This is a genomic window from Sediminibacterium soli (assembly GCF_009939225.1).
In the GTDB taxonomy this organism is placed as follows: domain Bacteria; phylum Bacteroidota; class Bacteroidia; order Chitinophagales; family Chitinophagaceae; genus Sediminibacterium; species Sediminibacterium soli.
Map to the genome: position 1 here is coordinate 626,854 of NZ_JAACJR010000006.1, position 20,902 is coordinate 647,755.

Genomic DNA, 20,902 nt, shown 5'->3' on the forward strand with positions numbered 1-20,902 from the left:
AATCGGCCATCGGCAATCCCTCCTTCGGCAATCAATTCACCGGTGGTACATGGCAGGGTTTGCCTTTCTGGGGGCCGCCGCCTTCTTCGGCGCGTTTGCAGGCCGCGGGCAGGGCTTTGTAGGCATCGGCCTCGGCTTTTTCGTTATCGGCATCAAAACCGGCATTGTTGATGGCGGCCCGGATGGTTTCGGGGTTGGTGCGATCGGGCAGGTACTGCAGCCTGATCTCTCCCTGCAGCAGGTTGATCTTCCACTGGGCAATACCGCTTTCCATATTGGACTTGTTCTCTACGATCAGGAATTTCTCCAGCTTCTCCTTGCATTCCCAGCATTTGAGGTTGGCGGATTTGATGGTGATCCATAGCGGTTTGGGCTGCTGGGCGTTTGCGGCAAGACCCAATCCCATGCAAACGGCAGCTACTGCGATCGTTTTTTTCATAGTATGACTGATTATTGGATTCCTTTCCAGCCGGCCGGATCCTCGCGCCATTGCAGCAGCTGTTTTTCCGCATCGGCGTTTACCTGTCCTTTTTCCAGCGCCAGGCTGATCAGCGTGGGATAATCCGTTAGCGAACGGAAAGATACGCCTGCATCGGCAAATGCCCTGCCGGCCAATGCAAAGCCATAGTTAAATATCGATACCATACCCACTACCTCTACGCCGGCGCTGCGCAGCACGTCCACCACCTGCAGGCTGCTTTTACCCGTAGAGATCAGGTCTTCTATCACCAGCACTTTCTGCCCGGGTTCAACGGATCCTTCGATCTGGTTGCCCAGTCCGTGTTCCTTGGGTTTGGGACGCACATAGCTGTAGGGCAATTTTAACTGGTCGGCCGCCATCGCCCCCCAGGGGATGCCGGCAGTAGCCACGCCGGACAGCATATTAGCTTCGGGGAAATGCTCGAATATGACATTACAGAGCTCGCTCTTGATAAAATCGCGCACAAAAGGAAAGGACAGCACTTTGCGGTTATCGCAGTAGATCGGACTTTTCCAGCCACTGGCCCAGGTAAACGGATTTTCGGGGCTGAGTTTTACAGCGCCCGCCTGGAGGAGTTTTTCGGCAACAGCTTTTTCATTTGTCATGACGCGAAAGTAAGCCCATTTGGGATGTTGAAATTGGGAAATCGGGAATTTGGCGGCACATTTGAGGCATGAAAAACAAACCTCTGATCATCGCCGCCGGCGGGTTGGTGCTGAACGAAAAAAATGAATTGCTGATGATCCACCGCCGGGGAAAATGGGATTTGCCCAAAGGTAAACTCGATAAAGGCGAAAGCATCGAGCAATGCGCCGTACGCGAGGTGGAGGAAGAAACCGGTCTCCGGAACATCCGGCTCGGCCAGCTGATCGGCATCGGCTACCACGAATACTTCGACAAATACCTGGGAGAAGACGTAATCAAGGAATCCCACTGGTACGCGATGACCGCCGATTCCACCCAGCCACTTATTCCCCAAACAGAAGAAGACATCGCTGACATACGCTGGGTAAAAGACGCAGAACTGAGGAAATGCCTCGAAAACACCTACCCCAATATCCTCGATATCGTTGAAAAAGCGAGGGTGGAGGGACTGGTGGATTAGCGGATTACGGATTAGTGGATTATGGATTGGTGGATTATTTCTCTGCGAAACTCCTGGTCCTCCGCGTCTCTGCGGTGAACGTTTTCCCGATTTTACCGCAGAGAATCCGCTAATTCACTAATCCGTAATCCACTAATCCATAATCCTTCGTACTTTCCTGTCATGAAAAAACAACTTGCCACATTACTTGCGATCGTGATAGCAGCGGCCGCTTACGCACAGGGGAAACCGCTTTTTAACGGGAAAGACCTGAACAACTGGACGATCCACGGAACGGAAAAATGGTACGTGGACAACGGGGAACTGGTTTGCGAAAGCGGACCCGACAAGCAGTATGGTTACCTGTCTACCAACAAAACGTACAAAAATTTCATCCTTACCCTCGATTTCAAACAGGAAGCCAACGGCAACAGCGGTGTCTTTTTCCGCTCTTCGATCGACGGCGTAAAGATCAGCGGCTGGCAGGTAGAAGTTGCCCCGGCGGGTAAACACAGCGGCGGTGTGTACGAGTCTTACGGCCGCGGCTGGATGATACAACCCAAACCCGAAGACGAACAATGGCTGAAAATGGGCGAATGGAATACCATGAAGATAAAAGTGAACGGTGATGCGGTAAGCACCTGGCTCAACGGTCACCCGATCATCTCCATCACAGACGAAAAGGTCGGCAAGGGTGACGGATTCATCGCCCTCCAGATCCACGACGGCGGCGGTATCAAAGTGCGTTGGAAAAACCTGGTTATCGAGGAGTTGAAATAAGTTGAATGCGGGATGGGTTCGGTAAATGGCTGTATCATTTCATTGTTTAATGGCTTGCTGGCTGCTGCAAAACAAGGAAACAATACAGCCATATAACCATACAGCAATGCTCCACCTACCCCCCGTGCTGCACCAGTGACCTGTTGACCACTTCGGGCAGGAACTGCGAGGCGTTACCGCCGTTGCGCAGTATATCGCGTACGATGGTAGATGCCACCGATGTGTATTTGGGTTCTCCTGTCAGGAAAATGGTTTCGATGGTTTTATCGAGTGTGCGGTTGGCATCGGCGATCGTTTTTTCGTATTCAAAATCGCTGACATAGCGTATGCCGCGCAGGATAAACGTAGCGCCTATTTCCCTGCAGTAATTCACGGTTAACCCGTCGTATACCACGCTCTCCACCTTCGGCTGGTTTTTATAGATCTCCTTGAACCATTCCATCCGCTGCTCCGCGCTGAACATGGGACTTTTAGCCGCGTTGATACCGATACCCACATAGATTTTATCGAACAAGGGCAATGCACGGTCGATGATATCGATATGACCAAGGGTCACAGGATCAAAAGTTCCGGGAAATAAGCAGATGCGTTGCATGATGTATACGATTTAAAGAATTCACGGATGATGGATTAGCGGATTGATTCAGACAGGAAGTAGCTTACAGGCGAATGGTTGCTTCCGAAAATCAATTGCCCCTACTCCCTAATCCGCAAATCCATAATCCGCTAATTAGCTAATTCGCTAATCCTCAGTTTTCCCTGTCAGCGAGCAGATACAGTACGGCCATCCGTACGGCCACCCCGTTCTCAACCTGGTTAAGGATGATGGAATACGGGCCGTCGGCAACATCGCTGTCCAACTCCACCCCCCGGTTGATCGGCCCCGGGTGCATGATCACGATTTCCTTACTCAGGTCTTCCAGCAGCCTGCGTTTGATGCCGTAGGCAAGATTGTATTCACGCAGCGATGAGAACAGCGGCTGGTTCTGGCGTTCCAGCTGTATCCTTAACACATTGGCCACATCGCACCATTCCAGGGCTTTTTTCAGGTTGTATTCCACCCTTACATCCAGCGCTTCACCGATGTATTTCGGGATCAGCGTGGGCGGACCGGCCACCAGTATCTCCGCTCCCATTTTTTTCAGCAGGTACATATTGCTCAAAGCCACCCGGCTGTGCATGATATCGCCGATAATGGCCACTTTCAGTCCTTCCAGTCTGCCCAGTTTCTCTTTTATCGAAAATGCATCCAGCAATGCCTGTGTGGGGTGTTCGTTGATACCGTCACCGGCATTGACAATGGCAGCGGGAATATTCTTTGCCAGAAAATGCGGCGCGCCCGAAGCACTGTGACGCATCACTACCATATCCACTTTCATGCTCAGGATATTGTTCACCGTATCCAGCAGCGTTTCGCCTTTTGCGGAAGAAGAGGTACTGGCCGCAAAATTCAGCACATCGGCGGATAAGCGGCGTTCCGCCAGCTCAAACGACATACGGGTACGCGTCGAATTCTCGTAAAACAGGTTTACGATCGTAACATCGCGCAATGAGGGGACTTTCTTTACCGGTCTTTGTAAAACTTCCTTGAACTGCTCAGCGGTGGAGAGAATGAGCTGGATATCTTCCCTGTTCAGATCCTTGATACCAAGAAGATGTTTGGTAGATAGTTTCATTAAAAATCAAAAGTAGGAAAAAAGTTTGGATATGGAGGGAGGGTTTGTGGTTTGTAGCCTGTGGTTTGGATTGAAGCCCGGTGAACGTCGAACCAACTACAGACCACAGATCACCAACCTCATATCAGCACCACCTCATCCACCTCGTCTTTTTCCTTCCAGCACACTTTTACTTTCTGGGAAACAAAGGTGTCGATGGTTTTGCCGGCATAATCGGGCTGTATCGGCAATTCACGGTTAAAGCGCCGGTCGATCAGCACGCAGAGCGATACCTTGGAGGGTCTTCCAAAATCCAGCAGTGCATCCAGCGCGGCGCGTATGGTGCGGCCGGTGTACAGCACGTCGTCGATCAGCACCACTTTCCTGTTTTCGATACTGAACGGGATATCGGTTGCATTGGCAATATGCAGGCTTTTGCGGACATCGTCGCGGTAAAACGTAATATCCAGCTTGCCGTATTGTATCAGTCCGGGGTTAACGATGTTCCTGAGTTCATGAACGATGCGGTCGCTGAGAAAAATGCCTCTGGGCTGCAGACCGATGATCACCGTATCCGAAAGCGATACATTGTTTTCCAGTATCTGGTGTGCCAGTCTTTTTACCGTAAGCGCCAATTGTTGTTCAGAAAGGATCGTCTTCAAGGCCGAATTTTTACTAAAAATAAATGCTTTCCGGCATACTGTAAATTATTCGGTGCGATGGATGTAATTTGCCCCATGCTGCGCCTGCAATCCCTTGCACTTACCCAGTTCCGCAATTATGTACAGCGGTCGTTCACTTTTTCGGAGAGGGTGGTCGGTATTTACGGCAGCAACGGCACCGGCAAAACCAACCTGCTAGATGCGATCTACTACCTTTCTTTTTCGCGCAGCTATTTTTCCAGACCCGATAGCCAGAATGTTCACCATGGCATGGCCGGTATGCGGCTCGAAGGGAATTACCTGCTGAACGGTACGGCCCGGCAACTGGTATGCATACTGCGCGAGAACAACCGAAAGGAACTGCTGCTGAACGGGGAGGAATACAAAAAGTTCTCGGATCATATCGGCCGTTTTCCCTGTGTTATGATAGCCCCCGACGACCTGGTGCTGGTAACGGGCAGCAGCGAGGAGCGGCGGAAATTTCTCGATACCCTGCTCTCCCAGATCAACAGGTCGTACCTGCTTACCCTGATCGACTACAATAAACTGCTGCAGCAGCGCAACAGCCTGCTGAAACAGGCCGCGGAATATGGCCGGATGGATGAGGCGCTGCTGCAGGTGCTGAGCGACCAGCTGGTTGAAAAAGGCAATGCCGTATTCAGCGAACGGAAACAGTTTCTGAGCAGCTTTTTGCAGCTGGCAGGCAATATCTATACGCGGATTGCGGGCAGCGACGACGGCATATCCCTTGCCTACGAAAGCCCCCTGCTGCACGGCGATTTTGCGGCCCTGCTGCGGGAAAACCGTCACCGCGACAGCCAGCTGCAGCGAACCCATACGGGCGTACACCGCGACGACCTGGTATTTACAATGAACATGGTTCCGTTTAAATCCGAAGCCTCGCAGGGACAAAGAAAAAGCCTGTTGTTTGCGCTGAAACTGGCCGAATGGCAGGTAATACAGGAAGCCAAACAGTTCACCCCTATCCTGCTGCTGGACGATGTGTTTGAAAAACTGGATGAGCAGCGTATGCTGCAGCTGCTGCGATGGGTCTGTGCCGAGAGCGATGGCCAGGTATTTATTTCCGACACCCATTTCGAGCGCCTGGATGCAAACCTCAGGCATACCGGCGTGCATTTTCAGCTTATCGGTTTGTAAGCCGGCTGCCGGGCCTGAAAAAAGCATTCCGGTCAAATTCCTTTCCGTACCCATGCGTCCTGCCCAATTCTTATCTTTGCACCATGTCTGAATCCCATATTGGCGATGCCATCAAAGGTTTTTTGCGCAAGAGCCCGCTGCGCAACGGAGTACGTGCGGTACAGATCGAAGATATCTGGGAAACACTGATGGGAAAAACGATCGCAAAGTATACCGATAAGATCCAGATCATACAGGACAGGCTCTTTATTACCACAGCCGTGGGCCCGCTGAAAAACGAACTCCTTTACCAGAAAAAACAGATCATCGAAAGGGTGAACGAAGCTTTTGGTGAAAAAGTGGTCAGCGAGGTGATCATCCAGTAGGAATTACCCTGTTACAGGGTTGTATTGTTGAATGGCTGAATTGTTTTTGCCATCTGCGACAATGTAACCATTCAGCCATTCAACAATATACCAATCTCCGTCTACACGGCAAAAGAAGTTCCGCAACCGCAGGTCTTGCTGGCATTCGGATTGCTGAAAGTAAAACCACGGCTGTTCAGTCCGCCCTGCCAGTCCACTTCCATGCCGTACAGGTATAACCCGTGGCTTTTGTTCATGACACAGGGAATGCCTTCTATCTCGAAGCGTTCGTCTTCATCGGTGGGCTGGTCAAATCCCAGCACATAGGTCATACCGCTGCAGCCGCCGCCCTTTACGCCGATGCGCAGGCGTTGCGATACATCAAATCCTTCTTCCCCCATCAGTCTGCGCAGTTCATTGATGGCGCCTTCGGTAAGGGTTACAGGAGCAGAGGTTGCGGTGGTCATAGTCAATCTTTTTTGCGGGACGAAATTACACCGAAACCTGTTAAAGAAACTGGTAAAACTTACGAGAGAAGGAATTTCGTCGGCCTGTATTTTCAGAGCCCACATCCTGCTATTTTTGCCAAAACAGCGATTTTGGATTCAACTACCCTTTTAACGATCGTGATCGGCGTCGCCGTGGTTGGCGGACTGTATTATGTGCTGACCAATAAATCCGCCGGGAAAACCGAACCTGTATTACCCGCGGCGCCTAAATCAACTGCGTTGCAGTTGCAGGCCTATGAAAGGCTGGCCCTGCTGGCAGACCGTATGGCCATTCCCGGCCTGATCAGCCGTACGGCGGCCGAGGGACTGACCGCACGCGAGATGCAGTTTCTGCTGACGAAAAACCTCCGCGATGAATTCGATTACAATATTACGCAGCAGATCTATGTGAGCGCCGAAGTATGGAATGCGGTAAAAAGCCTGAAAGAGAAAAATCTGCTGCTGATCAACCAGGTGGCGGCAACGCTTGCGCCACAGGCCCAGGGAATGGATCTGAACCGCGCATTGCTCGATTTTCTTGTAACGGACAAACAGGCCAACCTGCCCGAACTGGTAAGCCAGGCCATCAGTTTTGAAGCCAAAAAATTACTCTGACACCCGGTTCTTTTCAAAGCCCATACGATTGCCATGACCGAAAAGAAAGTATACACCGACAGCGGTATCGAGGTAAAAAAAGTCTACTACCCGCATCCCGGGCCTGAAACTGCCGCGGAAGCGCCTGGCGTATACCCGTATACCAGGGGCATTCAGCCCGATATGTACCGCGGTAAACGCTGGACCATGCGCCAGTATGCCGGGTTTTCCACCGCGGAAGAAAGCAACAAACGCTATCATTACCTTCTCTCGCAGGGGGTGATGGGACTGAGCGTGGCGTTTGACCTGCCTACCCAGATCGGTTACGACAGCGATCATCCGCTGGCGGAAGGAGAAGTGGGTAAGGTTGGCGTGGCCATCGACAGTCTGGCCGATATGGAAATACTTTTCCAGGGCATCAGGCTGGAAGAAGTGAGTACCTCCATGACCATCAACGCAACGGGTTTTATCCTGCTTGCCCTTTACGTGGCGCTTGCCAAAAAACAGGGGGCCGACCTGGGCAAAATCAGCGGCACCATACAGAACGATATACTGAAAGAATATGCGGCCAGGGGCACTTATATCTATCCGCCCAAACCCTCCATGCGCATCATCACCGATATATTTGAATGGTGCAGCAGGGAATTACCAAAATGGAATACCATCTCCATTTCCGGTTACCATATCCGCGAAGCAGGCAGCACGGCGGTACAGGAAATTGCTTTTACCCTCAGCAATGGCAAAGCCTATGTTCAGGCGGCACTGGCAAAAGGAATGGATATCAACGTTTTTGGCAAACGGCTCTCTTTTTTCTTCAACGCGCATAACCACCTGTTTGAAGAAGTGGCCAAATTCCGCGCGGCGAGAAGGATGTGGGCGGGGATCATGAAAGAACTCGGCGCCACGGATGAAAAAGCGCTGATGCTCCGTTTTCACACGCAAACAGGCGGCGCCACACTTACCGCACAGCAGCCGCTGAACAATATCTGCCGGGTAACGGTTCAGACACTCTCGGCCGTACTGGGCGGAACACAGAGCCTGCACACCAACGGATACGACGAGGCACTGAGTCTGCCCACGGAAGAAGCCGCACGCATAGCCCTGCGCACACAGCAGATAGTGGCTTTTGAGAGCGGTGCCCCCGATACCGCAGACCCGCTGGGCGGCAGCTATTACGTAGAAGCGCTGACCGGCGAAGTGGAAGCAAAAGCCTGGCAGTTAATGGAAAAAATTGATGCCATGGGCGGCAGCGTAAACGCCATCGAGGCCGGTTTTATGCAGGACGAGATCGCCAGAAGTGCGTATGAATACCAGCGGCAGATCGAGAGCGGGGAAAAGATCATCGTGGGCGTGAACAGGTTTACGGTGGATACGGAGCAGCCGGTTCCGGGCTTTAAAATAGACGACCATATCCGCACCCTTCAATCTGAGAAACTCAGGAAACTGAAACAGCAGCGTAACCAGCAACAGGTTGCGCGATGTCTCGAAACCATCGGCCGCTGCGCCCGGGATGGAAGCAACCTGATGCCCGCAGTGATCCAAGCCGTGGAAAACCACTGCACCCTCGGCGAAATTGCCGATGTGTTACGCCGGGAGTTCGGCGAACATAAATAATCAGTAACCAGTACCAACAGTGAACCGGCAGCAGCGAACATGGCTCACTGCTGCCGGTCATTCGTTGCTGATGTTGTTACGACAATACCACGATCAGCGCATAAATCACACCGGGTATCCAGAACAGCAGCGTGAGCAGCAGGCTCAGCCAGAACTTTCCGTTGATACCGCCTTCATGGAGGGCTACCGCTAACGGCGGAAGCAGGATAGCCAGGATGACCAGCAGCACGGTGTTGGTGGATGGCTCGGGTGCGGCAGCTTCCCTGGCGGCTTTTTTCTGGGCCTTGAATTCTTTCAGCACAGCTTTGGCCTGGGCAATACGGGCTTTACGGTCGGTGCGGCGCAGGCTTTTGAATTCGCGCATGGCATCCGTTACAGCTGCGTTGTCGAGCACCAGTTCTTTTTCTCCGGTTACCTTGGTTCCCGCAACGGTTTTGTCGGTGGGTTCGGAAACCACGGAAGAAGCGTTGAGACCGAAACAGGAGATCAGTGCAAAAAATAAGAGGGTAAAATTTTTCATCAGGCTGGTTTTTGGTAAATGAATTTTAACGGTTCCATTGTAAAGTTCGGGCGACCGACCGGCATCTGTTTACACGATTAGGAAAAAGTTTTGCATAATTCACACATGGGGCAAGACCGGCGACCGGGCAAAACCCCTGTATATTCCTTATCTTCCCCCGTCAACACACGTTATGAAAAAGGCTTTTTTGTGTTACCTGCTTTTCTGTCTGCCGGGTATCGCCGCATTGGCACAGGGCGAACGTTTCGTGAAAGACAGCCTGGACGCTTTTGTGCAGCGCGGTATGAAGGATTGGGATATACCCGGACTGGCGATTGCCGTTGTAAAAGACGGGAAGATCGTGGTGATGAAAGGATACGGCGAGCGTAATACCAGCACCCATGAACCGGTGGATGAGAACACGCTGTTTTTGGTTGCCAGCAACACCAAACTGTTTACAGGCACCGCGCTTGCACAGCTGGAATACGATGGCAGGCTGTCGCTTAACGACAGGATCACCAAATATTTTCCGGGTTTCAGGGTATACGACAGGAATACGACCGAACTGGTGACCATACGCGATATGCTCGGGCACCACCTCGGCACCGGCACTTTCCAGGGAGATTTCGTTTTCTGGAATACCCGGCTCAGCCGCAGCGAGATCATGGACAGGATGCAACTGCTCAAGCCCACAGGCAGGTTTCGTCAGAGTTATGGCTACTGCAACAGTTGTTTTCTTACCGCGGGCGAGGTGATTCCGAAAGTATCCGGCAAGCCCTGGGAGGTATATGTATACGACAGCCTGGTGGTTCCGGCAGGTATGACCAACACCCATACCCTTACCACCGGCATCGGCCAGCGTCCCAATGCCTCCCGCCCGTATACCAATGCATTCGGCGGCACGCTGAAAGAACTGCCCTATGACCAGGTGGATAATTTAGGCCCGGCAGGCAGCATGGTAAGCTGTGTAAAAGACATGGCCAGGTGGCTGATGCTGCAGCTCGACAGCGGCCGGATAGATGGGCGGCGCGTACTGCCCTGGGCGGTGGTTCGCCAGACAAGGGACATGAACACCGCCATTTCAAGCAGGAAGAATGCGGTATACCCGATTCATTTCAACGGCTATGGTTTGGGCATTTTTATGAACGATTACAACGGAAGACAGGTATTCACCCATACCGGCGGCGCATTCGGGTTTGTGACAAGCACCTGCTTTATCCCGGAAGAAAAACTCGGCATCGTGATCCTTACAAACAACGATAACCAGGAATTTTTCGAGCTGCTGCGTTACCAGTTGATGGACGCCTATCTTGGCATGCCTTATACCGACAGGAGCAGGCAGCAGCTCGGCAACCACCGCAAAGAAATGGACAGTTCGGTGAATGAGATCAACGCATGGAAAGCAAGGGTAAAAGGCAACACACCCCCTCTCCCGCTCGCCGCATTCACCGGCAATTATGAAAATGAATTGTATGGCAGCATCACCGTTTCGAAGAAAGGCGACGGACTCAATATCAAATTCAACAGCCATCGCTCGCTCGAAGCGTCTTTGCAATACATGGACAACGGTGAATGGCTGATGCGCTATAACCATATCGCATTCGGTATTTTCGCAACCAGGTTTATGCTCGCCAACGGTAAAGTGGAATCGGTCAGCATCAAGGCGAGCGATTTCGTGGAATACGCGCCCTATATTTTCACAAAAAAATAAACACACAATACCTGTATATGACAAAAAGATCGGTCGTTCTGCTGGCATCGTTTATGGCAACTGCTGCATCGGCGCAACTGCCTTCGGGTTATGAACAACTCGTAAAGGAAACCACACCAAAAGTGATTGAATGGAGACGGTATTTTCACCAGTATCCCGAGTTATCCAACAGGGAATTCAACACCGGCAAAAAAATAGAAACCCAGCTGAAAGAAATGGGTATCGCCACCAGGGTGGTGGCAGGCACCGGTGTGGTAGGCGTACTGAAAGGCGGTAAACCCGGGCCTGTTGTGGCCCTGCGCGCTGATATAGACGGGCTGCCCGTTACCGAGCGCAACGATCTTCCCTACCGTTCAAAAGTAACCACCGAATACAATGGGCAGCAGGTTGGGGTAATGCATGCCTGCGGACACGATTCGCATATTGCGATGCTGCTGGGCACCGCGCAGGTGTTGGCAAAAATGAAAAACGATGTTCCCGGAACGGTGGTGTTCCTTTTCCAGCCTGCAGAAGAAGGCACACCCGATAACGAAGAAGGCGGGGCGCCGCTGATGATCAAACAGGGCGCGCTCGACAACCCGAAAGTGGATGCGGTATTCGGGATTCATATCGAAGCTTTTGGCGACCTGGGCAAAGTATATTACAAACCAGAAGCGTTCATGGCTTCTTCGGACTGGTTCACCATTAAAATAAAAGGCCGGCAAAGCCATGGTGCAGAACCCTGGAAAAGCGTAGACCCCATCGTGGTGGGCAGCGCTATCATACAGAACCTGCAAACCATTGTCAGCCGGCAGATGGACCTGACCAAGGCGCCCGTGATCATTACCGTTGGTAAATTCACCGGGGGTGTTCGTCCCAATATCATTCCCGAAGAAGCGGTGATGCAGGGAACCATCCGCACGCTCGACAGTAAAATGCAGCAGGAAGTGCACGAGCGCATCCGCAAAACAGCAAAAAGCATTGCCGATGCCTATGGCGCCACCGCTGAAGTATTGATCGACACCAAAACACTGGTTACCTATAACGATCCGAAACTGGTGGCCCAGTCTGTTCCTTCGTTACAGAAAGCGCTTGGCGCCGCTAATGTGGAACCTTATCATTGGGTGACCGGTGCAGAAGATTTTTCATTTTACGGGACCAAGGCGCCGGCTTTCTTTTTCTATCTCGGCGCACGCAGTCCCAAATACACCATGGACCAGGCCCCTGCGCACCACACGCCCGATTTTGTGATCGACGACAGCCGGCTGGATGCGGGGATAAGGGCGTTCACGCAACTGGTGTTCGACTACGCTACTAAAAAATAAACGGTAAAAACAATACGGGCTGCGGCACCGGCCCGTATCGGCAAATCATCGTTGTACACTTAATGAATCCATCATGAAACCTTTTGTCATCAGTGCACTTGCAGTTCTTTTGTTCAGTACCGCCGGTGCACAGCAGCGATTAACCCCTGAAAAACTTTGGCAGCTGGGGCGTGTAAGCGGTATCGGTCTCAGCAAAGACCGGCAGTTACTGGTGTATTCCGTGGGCATACCCGATAAAAAAGAAAACAGGATCGTTCGCAAGACCTACCTGATGGCCACCAGCGGCGGCGAATCGATGCCGCTGACGCAGCCCATGGACAGTGTGATGACAAACAGGATGGTATCGCCCAATGGCAAATACCTTGTTTTTACGAGGGAAACACCGGTGATGAAAGTTACGGGCGCAGAGCTCTATCCCGATCTGCCCAAGGCCAATGTCTACGTGTACAACTCGCTCAATTACCGCCATTGGGATACCTGGGAAGACGGCAAATTCGATCATGTGTATGTGGCGCAGCTGGTAAACGGTCATCCCGCACCGGCAACCGATATCATGGCGAACGAGCCTTATGACTGTCCGCAGAAACCGTTTGGCGGCGATGAAGACATTGTCTGGAGTCCCGACAGCAAACGCATCGTCTATACAGCCAAGAAAAAATTCGGAACCGATTATGCGGTAAGCACCAACACCGATCTGTTTGAATACAGCCTCGAAACCAGGACCACCAAAAACCTTACCGAAGACAACAAGGGTTACGATATCAATCCTTCTTTCAGCAAGGCGGGCGTACTTGCCTGGCTGCAAATGAAAAGAGACGGTTACGAATCGGATAAACAGGATATCATCATCAGCGATGGCAGGACAAAGACCAATCTCACCGCGCAGCGCGACGATATTCATGTGGAAAGCTATCTCTGGAGCAACAGCGGTGAATCCATTTATTTCATCGCCCCCATCAACGGCACTTTGCAGTTGTTTAAAGTTACCAACCCCTTTGTTACCAAAACAACCGCGGTGATCACACAGGTCACTTCGGGCGATTTTGATATTAGCGCCATCGTTGGGTTGCATGATGATGCCGTATTCCTGGCGCGCAACGATATGAATCATGCCACCGAGTTATTCCGGTATACGCTCAACAATGCCAAATTCACCCAGCTGACACGGGTAAACGATACCGCTTATGCCAGGCTGGGCATCTGCCGTACAGAGAGAAGGTTTGTGACCACCACCGATAACCAAAAAATGCTGGTATGGGTTATCCTTCCCCCCGGTTTTGATGCGACAAAAAAATACCCCACCCTGCTTTTCTGCCAGGGCGGACCGCAGTCGCCGCTTACCCAATCCTATTCTTTCCGCTGGAATTTTCAGCTGATGGCCTCACAGGGTTATATCGTGGTGGCCCCGGCACGCCGCGGCATGCCCGGTTTTGGAACGGCCTGGAATGAGCAGGTAAGCAAGGACTGGGGCGGTCAGGTGCTGAAGGATTACCTGAGTGCCATAGACGCGGTATCCAAAGAAACCTATGTAGATAAAAACCGGCTTGGCTGTATTGGCGCCAGTTTTGGCGGGTACTCCGCATTTGCACTGGAGGGCATGCACGAAGGCCGATTCAAAACCTTTATCGCACACGATGGCATCTTTGATTTCCGCAGCATGTACGGAACAACGGATGAGCTCTTCTTCGAGAACTGGGAAAAAGGAGGTAACTACTGGGACAAGAACAATGCAGCTGCGCAACGCTCCTTTGGTCAGTCGCCCAGCAATTTTGTGGACAAATGGAATACGCCGATCCTGATCGTGCAGGGCGGCCGCGATTACCGGGTACCGATCGAACAGGGGCAACAGGCATTCCAGGCTGCCCAGCTGAAAGGCATCAAAAGCCGTTTTCTTTACCTGCCCGATGAAAACCACTGGGTGCTCTCCCAGCAAAATGCACTTGTATGGCAGCGCGAGTTTTTTAAATGGCTGGAAGAAACGCTGAAATAAGTCTGTGGTTTGTAGTTGATCAGCATTTGTAGGAGACCACAGACTGCAACCTACTCTCGCGCTCCAAACAACAGGCTCCCCACCCTTACCATCGTACTGCCTTCGAAAATGGCAAGCTGGTAATCGGCGCTCATGCCCATGCTGAGGATATTCCAGTCGGGGTTAACGGAAGGGTGTTCGGCAAAACGGTCGTATAATTTTTTCAGGAAGGAGAATTCTTCTTTTACCCTGCTTTCGTCAACGGTGAACGAAGCCATGCCCATCATTCCTCTTACCCGGACATTGCCAAGTGAAGGCAGTTTCTCCATTACTTCACCGAGCTCCTCTTCACTCATGCCGAACTTGGTTTCTTCCCGGGCAATATGCACCTGCAGCAGGCAGTCGATCACGCGGTTGCATTTATCGCCCTGTCTGCCGATTTCCTTCAGCAGTTTCCAGCTATCCACGCCATGCACCAGGTGCACGAACGGAGCGATGTATTTTACCTTGTTGGACTGCAGGTGACCGATACAGTGCCAGCGGATGTCTTTGGGCAGCACCGGCTCTTTCTCCACCAGTTCCTGCACATAGTTCTCCCCGAAGTCGCGCTGTCCCAGCTCGTATAATTCCCTGATATCGGCTTCGGGTTTGGTCTTGCTGACAGCAACCAGTTGCACATGCCCTGCAGCCAGTTCTTCTTTGATGCGGTGATACGCTTCTACATTAACAGACATCCGGATGTTTTTGTAAAAGTAGGCATTCGTGGATTAGCGGATTTGTGGATTAGCGGATGATGGATTATCGGATTTACGAAGCGGTTAGCCATTTGGAAGGAAGATGCGCCAGCGGTTCACGTAAAAAATCCACTAATCCGGAATCGTTCTTCCTACCCAAGCCCGTTTTTCTTGCGCCATACAAGGTTTTCTATAAACAGCACGTGGTTGTAGGCCGGGGCGTGGTAGTAGAATTTACCGGCGGAATGCAGCCACTGTTTCAGTGGATCGGGCAGCATGGAAGCCATGTTGGCGATGAAGAAGGAGAATCTTTCGTCTTCGATCAGTTCGGTAAGACCTGTTGCGTGCCAGGCTTTTCCCTGCGGCGGCACAGCACCCCATCGCAGCAAAGCCGTACTCAGTATCACTTCCTCCATAAAACTGCGGGCATCCGCAAACGCCTGCCCGGCCTCTGCAATCAGTTGGGGACGGTATTTTTCCAGGGAAGGTATCGGCCGCAGCGCCATCAGTCGCGATAAATGATACAGGATATTGGCAGACCGGTTATAATGCGGCGAAACATAGGCCGCAGCGTGCATGTGTTTTTTTTCCGAGAGCACTTTCTCGATCAGCAGCAGGGAAGCGGAGTCGGCCGCCGTCCATGGCAGGCGGTATGACTGCACGAAATACAGGGTGTTGGCAAGAACACATACATCAAAATCCACCGGCATTTTTTTTCCGAACCAGGTAGAATAGGCGGCAATATGCTTATACCCCGCAAATGTGTTATGGATATTTCGTTCACCGCTGTTGGTATAGCCCTGCATCAGCGCATGGACCGCTTTGGCCACGGAATCCTGTGCGCGCTGCGCCATCAGCAGGATCACCGTATCGTCCATATCATCGGGCAGCGCCTGACTGCGGTTAAACCAGTTCATCCAGCCCGCATTCGGGAATATCTGTGCGGTGTCTGTGGGCCAGAAATTATAGGTATACCGGCCGCTCCTGTTGCGGAATTTGGCAAAAACCGGCAATGCCCGGTGCACGATGGCATCGGATACCCGTTGCTGTTCAGCCGAAAACTGTTGTTGAATATCTCGCAGCGTAAACACGGTGAGACCGGTATAAAAAGCGTTGATATCCGCTTTCTGTCTGTCACCGTTCCAGGCATACAGGCGGTAAGAGGGAATGCTGCCTTTGGGAAATACGCTGCTCTCCTTTGGCTGCAGCTGCGCAATGCGTTTCAGTGACCGCAGTATCAGGCTGTCGTTCGCCCTGGCGGTTACAGCCGGCAATACGGCCAGCAGCAGAAAAAAACGGCTCTTCATCATCGGTGAAAATACAGCCGATAATCGGAAAAAAAGCAGGTCCTATTGAGAACGGTGTGTCGGCAAACGATTGAATATTATTTCAGGATGCTCCTGCTGATGACGATGCGCTGCACCTCGCTGGTACCCTCATAGATCTGTGTGATCTTGGCGTCACGCATCAGCCGCTCCACATGGTATTCCTTTACAAAACCATAGCCACCATGTATCTGTACGGCTTCGGTGGTGGTCCACATGGCCGTTTCGCTTGCATATACTTTCGCCATCGAAGAACTCATCGTATAATCGAGGTTCTGGTCTTTTTCCCAGGCCGCTTTCATACAGAGCAGCCGCGATGCTTCGATACGCGTAGCCATATCCGCCAGTTTGAACTGGATGATCTGGTGGTTCATGATCTCGGTGCCAAAAGCCCTGCGCTGTTTGCTGTAACCCAGCGCCAGTTCGTAAGCCCCGCTGGCAATACCCAGTGCCTGCGAAGCAATGCCGATGCGTCCGCCGGCAAGCGTGCGCATGGCAAACTTGAACCCGAAACCATCTTCCGCGATACGGTTCTCCTTCGGCACTTTTACATCGGTAAACAGAATGCTGTGGGTATCGCTGCCGCGGATACCGAGTTTATTCTCTTTTGCCGCCACAGTAACACCGGGCGAGTTTTTTTCTACGATAAATACATTGATACCCCGGCTGCCTTTTGATACATCCGTTTGCGCAATCACCAGGTATACCGATGCAGAGGAACCGTTGGTGATCCAGTTCTTGGTGCCGTTCAGCAGGTAATGGTCATCCATCTCTTCCGCCGTGGTGCGCTGGCTGGTGGCATCACTGCCCGCTTCGGGCTCGCTGAGCAGGAATGCGCCGATATACAGTTCGCCGTCCTTGGTGCCCTGCGCCAGCGGTGTGAGGTATTTTTTCTTCTGCTCTTCCGAACCATAGGCTTCGAGTCCCCAGCAGACAAGACTGTTGTTCACACTCATACAAACGCTTACGCTGGCGTCTATCTTGCTGATCTCTTCCATGGCCAGCACATAGCTGACCGTGTCCATACCCGAACCGCCGTAATCCGGGCTCACCATCATACCCATAAAACCCAGTTCCGCCAGTTTCATAACCTGTTCTTTCGGAAACTGCTGTTTTTCGTCGCGCTCAATAACACCCGGCAAACATTCATTACGGGCAAAATCCTTGGCGGCCTGGCGGATCATCTTTTGTTCTTCTGTAAACTCAAAATGCATGGTAATCGCTGAAGTTTTGCAGCAAATGTAAGCTAACAGGTGTTAGGATTGTGTTTAAGGAGGAATTTTTTGTTCGGAGGTTCCCAATTCCTGGCTTTCTTTTATAGTCCGATTATTTAGCTTCCCGTAGAATATCCCTCCTGCTCAGCCGTCCATCCTGAAAACCCAAACATGGCCATCAAAGTTATTGTTACCGGCGCCACCGGTATGGTTGGCGAAGGCGTGGTATTCGAATGCCTGCAAAACCCGGAAGTATCCGAAGTGCTGGTCATCGGTCGCAGGCATTTTGATTATACCCATCCCAAATTGAAAGAATTGCTGGTGCCGGATTTCTTCTCTCTGTCACAATACCATGACCGATGGAAAGGGTACGATGCCTGCTTTTTTTGTGCCGGCATCAGTTCGGTGGGTTTGAACGAGGAAAAGTACACGCGGATCACATACGATACTACCATCGCATTCGCCAAAGCATTGCTGGAAGAAAACGGCAAACAAATGGCGTTCTGCTATGTTTCCGGCAGCCATACCGACAGTACGGAAACCAGTAAGATGATGTGGGCCCGTGTAAAAGGAAAAACAGAAAATGCATTGCTGCAACTGCCATTCAGGGATGTGTATAATTTCCGTCCGGGGTTCATGAAACCGGTTAAAGGACAAAAAAATGTAAAGAAATTTTTCTACCCCATCATTTTCCTGGTGCCCAAATTATTCCCGTCCAAATCGCTTACGCTGGAGCAGGTGGCACAAGCCATGATCAACAGCGTTACAAAAGGTTTTCCAAAGAAAACACTGGAAATACCTGATATCAGGGCGTTGGCAGGTAAATAGGAAATAATCTTGGTTGATCTTACACTTCACGAGGAAAAACACTCCTCTGTATCCCTGTATCTCTGTGTTGAAAATACCCTGGCATTTCAAAATTGTTGCAGACGCGGAAGTTTTTCAACACAGAGATTCTGCACAGAGGCCTACCATGGTATTTAATACTTTTTTGTTCTTACCAAAGACTCTTGCTCCTGCTGCGCCAGACCAGGATTCCTCCTAATGAACTACTTCTTTATATAGTAGGATGCCTAATTACTTGTCACGCAATCACGTTACAAAATCTTCTCTGAGAATTGAGCCATAAAACTTGGATTTTTAAAACCCAGTTAATATGTTTGTTCTCTCCCCCTTAAATAATTCGGGTTACCTAAATCGGTACATATTGTACTACTCGTCAACCTCCACTATTTCGAATGTTGAATTTATCGAGATTTGGGAACTTAAATAATAATATTTATGATCACTTTTCAATTGATACTGACATTCTTGATCTCAACGACATTGTATAATGGTACAGCGGACACTTTAAAACTTTGCGACAAAACCTACGAAAGGAAAAACCGGAAAGTGTATCTCAAAGACGAAAACCTATATGCGAACATGATAGAGGTATTGGATAGTAAAAATGATAAAGTCGTTTTTGGGTACTATTTAAAAGCCGTCAGAAACGATACAAACTTTATTTACAGTAAGCTGACGCAAACCGGGGATACGATCTATAACAGAACCTATCACAGATACAAGATCACCAACAGAACCGACTCAACTGTTTCCAGATATATCTGCAGCCCGCGAGGATTGGTATTTTACAACCACCAGCGATTCTGGAATGGCAGCCTCGTAAGCAACGAATTGTTCAATAAAAAAATCAACTGAAGAAGTGATCGCTTCCCCGTCGGAAAGAATGTTCTTACCAAAGACTCTTGCTCCTGCTGCGCTTGGTGCTGCCTCCCAGGCCAAGTGCGCCCAATAAACTCCTTGTCAGTACGGAAGCGGCCGTGCGGCCTGCCTGGCGTACGATCGGATTATCGAAGAAACTTTCTTCCCTGGCAGCTTTTGCTGCAGGCCTGGTTTCTTCCTGGCTGCGTTCCTTTGCCTCCTGCAGTTTCGCGGTCAGTATCTCATATGCGCTTTTGCTATCGATCTCCCTGTCGTATTTGGCTGATAGTTTACTATGCGAAACGATTGCGTTGATCTCCGCATCGGATAAGACATCCATACGGCTTCTGGGACATGCCAGCAGGGTATGCACCAGTGGCGTGGGAATTCCCTTTTCATTCAGTAAAGTCACCAGTGCTTCGCCGATACCGAGCTGTGTCAACAGCTCATCGGTGTCATAAAATTTTGTCTCGGGAAAATTCTCCGCAGCCTGTTTGATCGTTTTCCTGTCGGCCGCGGTAAATGCACGCAACGCATGCTGAATCTTCATACCGAGCTGGCTCAGGATCGGCGCCGGTATATCCTGCGGGTTCTGCGTACAGAAAAAGATACCGATGCCTTTCGACCTGATCAGTTTGATCACCGTTTCCAGCTGGTCGAGCAGCGCATCCGTTGCCTCGCTGAATACAAGATGGGCCTCATCGATGAACATCACCAGCTTGGGTTTGTCCAGATCGCCTTCTTCGGGACAGCTGGCATACAATTCTGCCAGCAGTTGCAGCATAAAGGTTGAAAACAGTTTGGGACGGTTCTGCATATCGGTCACACGCAGTATGTTGACCATGCCGCGCCCCTCGTCGTTGATACGCATCAGATCGGCCACTTCAAAACTCGGTTCGCCGAAAAAGATATCGGCGCCCTGCTGCTGCAGTTCCACCACTTTGCGCAGGATGGTGCCTGTTGAGGTGGTCGATATCTTTCCGTAATCTTTTTCCAGTTCCTTTTTCCCCTCGTTGCCTATGTACTGCAATACCTTGGTAAAATCTTTCAGGTTCAGCAGCGGCATCTGGTGGTCGTCGCAGTATTTGAATATCATCGATACCAGACCTGCCTGCGTATCGTTCAGCCCCAGTATTTTGCTGAGCAGTATCGGGCCGAACTCGCTCACCGTTGCGCGAAGCCTGGCGCCTTTTTCATCGCTCAGTGTCAGTAATTCGGCCGGGAAAGCCTGTGGCTGGTAGGTGATCTCCAGTTTGGTGCAGCGGTCCTGTATCTTATCATTGCTGCCTCCTGCCGCGGCAATACCGCTCAGGTCTCCCTTGATATCCATCAGCAGCACCGGTATGCTGTTATCGCTCAAATACTCGCTGATCATTTGCAGGGTTTTGGTTTTACCCGTACCCGTTGCACCCGCGATCAGGCCGTGCCGGTTCATGGTCTTAAGCGGCAGGTGCACGTCTGCGCCCGCTACCACCTCGCCGTTCAACATCCCCCGTCCTATTTTAACCGATTCGCCTTTACAGGTATACCCTTCCGAAATCGCCTGCTGAAAATGCTGTTGGTCTGCCATAGTTGATTGGTT

Annotated in this window: 22 protein-coding genes; 11 read left to right on the forward strand and 11 right to left on the reverse strand. The window is 51.2% G+C overall.

Annotated features, from left to right (window positions below; all coding sequences use genetic code 11):
• Positions 1–31 precede the first annotated feature (31 nt).
• Together GWC94_RS06750 and pyrE are read right to left on the reverse strand one after the other, a co-directional pair.
• Positions 32–439 (reverse strand): heavy-metal-associated domain-containing protein, encoded by a 408-nt coding sequence (locus tag GWC94_RS06750; protein ID WP_161834265.1) that lies wholly within the window; start codon positions 437–439, stop codon positions 32–34.
• Positions 440–450: 11 nt separating this feature from the next.
• Complete coding sequence (pyrE, locus tag GWC94_RS06755) at positions 451–1,086, reverse strand: orotate phosphoribosyltransferase (RefSeq protein WP_161834266.1); 636 nt, start codon at positions 1,084–1,086, stop codon at positions 451–453.
• A gap of 68 nt (positions 1,087–1,154) precedes the next feature.
• On the opposite strand from pyrE, the gene GWC94_RS06760 reads away from it, so the two are divergent.
• Together GWC94_RS06760 and GWC94_RS06765 are read left to right on the forward strand one after the other, a co-directional pair.
• Positions 1,155–1,586 (forward strand): NUDIX hydrolase, encoded by a 432-nt coding sequence (locus tag GWC94_RS06760; protein WP_161834267.1) that lies wholly within the window; start codon positions 1,155–1,157, stop codon positions 1,584–1,586.
• Positions 1,587–1,748: 162 nt separating this feature from the next.
• Positions 1,749–2,345, forward strand: coding sequence for a 3-keto-disaccharide hydrolase (locus GWC94_RS06765; RefSeq protein ID WP_161834268.1), 597 nt, complete (start codon positions 1,749–1,751; stop codon positions 2,343–2,345).
• Positions 2,346–2,460: 115 nt separating this feature from the next.
• Here the strand turns inward: GWC94_RS06765 and coaD are convergent, their stop codons facing one another.
• From coaD to pyrR, 3 genes are all read right to left on the reverse strand, one after another.
• Positions 2,461–2,940: a pantetheine-phosphate adenylyltransferase gene (gene coaD / locus GWC94_RS06770; protein ID WP_161834269.1), complete on the reverse strand. Its 480-nt coding sequence runs from the start codon at positions 2,938–2,940 to the stop codon at positions 2,461–2,463.
• Between the two features lie 154 nt (positions 2,941–3,094).
• On the reverse strand, positions 3,095–4,021 hold the full coding sequence (locus GWC94_RS06775; protein ID WP_161834270.1) for an aspartate carbamoyltransferase catalytic subunit: 927 nt from the start codon (positions 4,019–4,021) through the stop codon (positions 3,095–3,097).
• A 119-nt stretch (positions 4,022–4,140) separates the two neighbouring features.
• A complete protein-coding gene (pyrR, locus tag GWC94_RS06780; protein WP_161834271.1) occupies positions 4,141–4,662 on the reverse strand; it encodes a bifunctional pyr operon transcriptional regulator/uracil phosphoribosyltransferase PyrR in 522 nt (173 codons plus the stop codon).
• A 75-nt stretch (positions 4,663–4,737) separates the two neighbouring features.
• On the opposite strand from pyrR, the gene recF reads away from it, so the two are divergent.
• Together recF and GWC94_RS06790 are read left to right on the forward strand one after the other, a co-directional pair.
• Positions 4,738–5,820, forward strand: coding sequence for a DNA replication/repair protein RecF (gene recF, locus GWC94_RS06785; RefSeq protein WP_161834272.1), 1,083 nt, complete (start codon positions 4,738–4,740; stop codon positions 5,818–5,820).
• A gap of 83 nt (positions 5,821–5,903) precedes the next feature.
• Positions 5,904–6,185 carry a DUF721 domain-containing protein gene (locus GWC94_RS06790; RefSeq protein ID WP_161834273.1) on the forward strand — a complete coding sequence of 94 codons (282 nt, stop codon included), beginning with the start codon at positions 5,904–5,906 and terminating at the stop codon, positions 6,183–6,185.
• 101 nt (positions 6,186–6,286) lie between these two features.
• On the opposite strand, the gene GWC94_RS06795 is transcribed toward GWC94_RS06790, so the two are convergent.
• Positions 6,287–6,631 (reverse strand): HesB/IscA family protein, encoded by a 345-nt coding sequence (locus GWC94_RS06795; protein ID WP_161834274.1) that lies wholly within the window; start codon positions 6,629–6,631, stop codon positions 6,287–6,289.
• Between the two features lie 132 nt (positions 6,632–6,763).
• Between GWC94_RS06795 and GWC94_RS06800 the strand changes: the two genes are divergently transcribed.
• A complete protein-coding gene (locus GWC94_RS06800; RefSeq protein WP_161834275.1) occupies positions 6,764–7,267 on the forward strand; it encodes a DUF7935 family protein in 504 nt (167 codons plus the stop codon).
• Positions 7,268–7,300: 33 nt separating this feature from the next.
• Positions 7,301–8,860, forward strand: a complete 1,560-nt coding sequence (locus GWC94_RS06805; protein WP_161834276.1) for an acyl-CoA mutase large subunit family protein — start codon at positions 7,301–7,303, stop codon at positions 8,858–8,860.
• A 76-nt stretch (positions 8,861–8,936) separates the two neighbouring features.
• On the opposite strand, the gene GWC94_RS16790 is transcribed toward GWC94_RS06805, so the two are convergent.
• Positions 8,937–9,380 carry a YqaE/Pmp3 family membrane protein gene (locus GWC94_RS16790; protein ID WP_235918473.1) on the reverse strand — a complete coding sequence of 148 codons (444 nt, stop codon included), beginning with the start codon at positions 9,378–9,380 and terminating at the stop codon, positions 8,937–8,939.
• Positions 9,381–9,552: 172 nt separating this feature from the next.
• On the opposite strand from GWC94_RS16790, the gene GWC94_RS06815 reads away from it, so the two are divergent.
• The 3 genes from GWC94_RS06815 to GWC94_RS06825 all read left to right on the forward strand — a co-directional run bounded on the left by GWC94_RS06815 (position 9,553) and on the right by GWC94_RS06825 (position 14,364).
• Positions 9,553–11,070 (forward strand): serine hydrolase, encoded by a 1,518-nt coding sequence (locus tag GWC94_RS06815; protein WP_161834277.1) that lies wholly within the window; start codon positions 9,553–9,555, stop codon positions 11,068–11,070.
• 17 nt (positions 11,071–11,087) lie between these two features.
• Positions 11,088–12,374, forward strand: coding sequence for an amidohydrolase (locus GWC94_RS06820; protein ID WP_161834278.1), 1,287 nt, complete (start codon positions 11,088–11,090; stop codon positions 12,372–12,374).
• Between the two features lie 73 nt (positions 12,375–12,447).
• A complete protein-coding gene (locus GWC94_RS06825) occupies positions 12,448–14,364 on the forward strand; it encodes a S9 family peptidase (protein WP_161834279.1) in 1,917 nt (638 codons plus the stop codon).
• 50 nt (positions 14,365–14,414) lie between these two features.
• Here GWC94_RS06825 and GWC94_RS06830 read toward each other — a convergent pair whose 3' ends face one another.
• The 3 genes from GWC94_RS06830 to GWC94_RS06840 form a co-directional block, all read right to left on the reverse strand.
• On the reverse strand, positions 14,415–15,077 hold the full coding sequence (locus GWC94_RS06830; protein ID WP_161834280.1) for a YggS family pyridoxal phosphate-dependent enzyme: 663 nt from the start codon (positions 15,075–15,077) through the stop codon (positions 14,415–14,417).
• Positions 15,078–15,229: 152 nt separating this feature from the next.
• Complete coding sequence (locus tag GWC94_RS06835) at positions 15,230–16,387, reverse strand: hypothetical protein (RefSeq protein ID WP_161834281.1); 1,158 nt, start codon at positions 16,385–16,387, stop codon at positions 15,230–15,232.
• Between the two features lie 74 nt (positions 16,388–16,461).
• On the reverse strand, positions 16,462–17,616 hold the full coding sequence (locus GWC94_RS06840) for an acyl-CoA dehydrogenase family protein (RefSeq protein WP_161834282.1): 1,155 nt from the start codon (positions 17,614–17,616) through the stop codon (positions 16,462–16,464).
• Positions 17,617–17,787: 171 nt separating this feature from the next.
• Between GWC94_RS06840 and GWC94_RS06845 the strand changes: the two genes are divergently transcribed.
• Both GWC94_RS06845 and GWC94_RS06850 read left to right on the forward strand, forming a co-directional pair.
• The gene (locus GWC94_RS06845) at positions 17,788–18,444 is read left to right on the forward strand and encodes an NAD-dependent epimerase/dehydratase family protein (RefSeq protein WP_161834283.1); all 657 of its coding nucleotides are present in this window, start codon (positions 17,788–17,790) and stop codon (positions 18,442–18,444) included.
• A 597-nt stretch (positions 18,445–19,041) separates the two neighbouring features.
• On the forward strand, positions 19,042–19,317 hold the full coding sequence (locus GWC94_RS06850; protein WP_161834284.1) for a hypothetical protein: 276 nt from the start codon (positions 19,042–19,044) through the stop codon (positions 19,315–19,317).
• 34 nt (positions 19,318–19,351) lie between these two features.
• Here the strand turns inward: GWC94_RS06850 and GWC94_RS06855 are convergent, their stop codons facing one another.
• Positions 19,352–20,890 carry a helicase HerA-like domain-containing protein gene (locus tag GWC94_RS06855; RefSeq protein WP_161834285.1) on the reverse strand — a complete coding sequence of 513 codons (1,539 nt, stop codon included), beginning with the start codon at positions 20,888–20,890 and terminating at the stop codon, positions 19,352–19,354.
• Positions 20,891–20,902 lie beyond the last annotated feature (12 nt).

Bases quoted from the DNA above. Each gene is read 5' to 3' on its own strand.
- GWC94_RS06855 (WP_161834285.1), bottom strand. From the start codon at position 20,890: ATGGCAGACCAACAGCATTTTCAGCAGGCGATTTCGGAAGGGTATACC.
- GWC94_RS06840 (WP_161834282.1), bottom strand. From the start codon at position 17,616: ATGCATTTTGAGTTTACAGAAGAACAAAAGATGATCCGCCAGGCCGCC.
- GWC94_RS06815 (WP_161834277.1), top strand. From the start codon at position 9,553: ATGAAAAAGGCTTTTTTGTGTTACCTGCTTTTCTGTCTGCCGGGTATC.
- GWC94_RS06775 (WP_161834270.1), bottom strand. From the start codon at position 4,021: ATGAAACTATCTACCAAACATCTTCTTGGTATCAAGGATCTGAACAGG.
- pyrE (WP_161834266.1), bottom strand. From the start codon at position 1,086: ATGACAAATGAAAAAGCTGTTGCCGAAAAACTCCTCCAGGCGGGCGCT.
- GWC94_RS06845 (WP_161834283.1), top strand. From the start codon at position 17,788: ATGGCCATCAAAGTTATTGTTACCGGCGCCACCGGTATGGTTGGCGAA.
- GWC94_RS06830 (WP_161834280.1), bottom strand. From the start codon at position 15,077: ATGTCTGTTAATGTAGAAGCGTATCACCGCATCAAAGAAGAACTGGCT.
- GWC94_RS06835 (WP_161834281.1), bottom strand. From the start codon at position 16,387: ATGATGAAGAGCCGTTTTTTTCTGCTGCTGGCCGTATTGCCGGCTGTA.
- GWC94_RS16790 (WP_235918473.1), bottom strand. From the start codon at position 9,380: ATGAAAAATTTTACCCTCTTATTTTTTGCACTGATCTCCTGTTTCGGT.
- coaD (WP_161834269.1), bottom strand. From the start codon at position 2,940: ATGCAACGCATCTGCTTATTTCCCGGAACTTTTGATCCTGTGACCCTT.
- GWC94_RS06805 (WP_161834276.1), top strand. From the start codon at position 7,301: ATGACCGAAAAGAAAGTATACACCGACAGCGGTATCGAGGTAAAAAAA.
- GWC94_RS06790 (WP_161834273.1), top strand. From the start codon at position 5,904: ATGTCTGAATCCCATATTGGCGATGCCATCAAAGGTTTTTTGCGCAAG.
- recF (WP_161834272.1), top strand. From the start codon at position 4,738: ATGCTGCGCCTGCAATCCCTTGCACTTACCCAGTTCCGCAATTATGTA.
- GWC94_RS06850 (WP_161834284.1), top strand. From the start codon at position 19,042: ATGATAGAGGTATTGGATAGTAAAAATGATAAAGTCGTTTTTGGGTAC.
- GWC94_RS06825 (WP_161834279.1), top strand. From the start codon at position 12,448: ATGAAACCTTTTGTCATCAGTGCACTTGCAGTTCTTTTGTTCAGTACC.
- GWC94_RS06750 (WP_161834265.1), bottom strand. From the start codon at position 439: ATGAAAAAAACGATCGCAGTAGCTGCCGTTTGCATGGGATTGGGTCTT.
- GWC94_RS06760 (WP_161834267.1), top strand. From the start codon at position 1,155: ATGAAAAACAAACCTCTGATCATCGCCGCCGGCGGGTTGGTGCTGAAC.
- GWC94_RS06765 (WP_161834268.1), top strand. From the start codon at position 1,749: ATGAAAAAACAACTTGCCACATTACTTGCGATCGTGATAGCAGCGGCC.
- GWC94_RS06795 (WP_161834274.1), bottom strand. From the start codon at position 6,631: ATGACCACCGCAACCTCTGCTCCTGTAACCCTTACCGAAGGCGCCATC.
- GWC94_RS06820 (WP_161834278.1), top strand. From the start codon at position 11,088: ATGACAAAAAGATCGGTCGTTCTGCTGGCATCGTTTATGGCAACTGCT.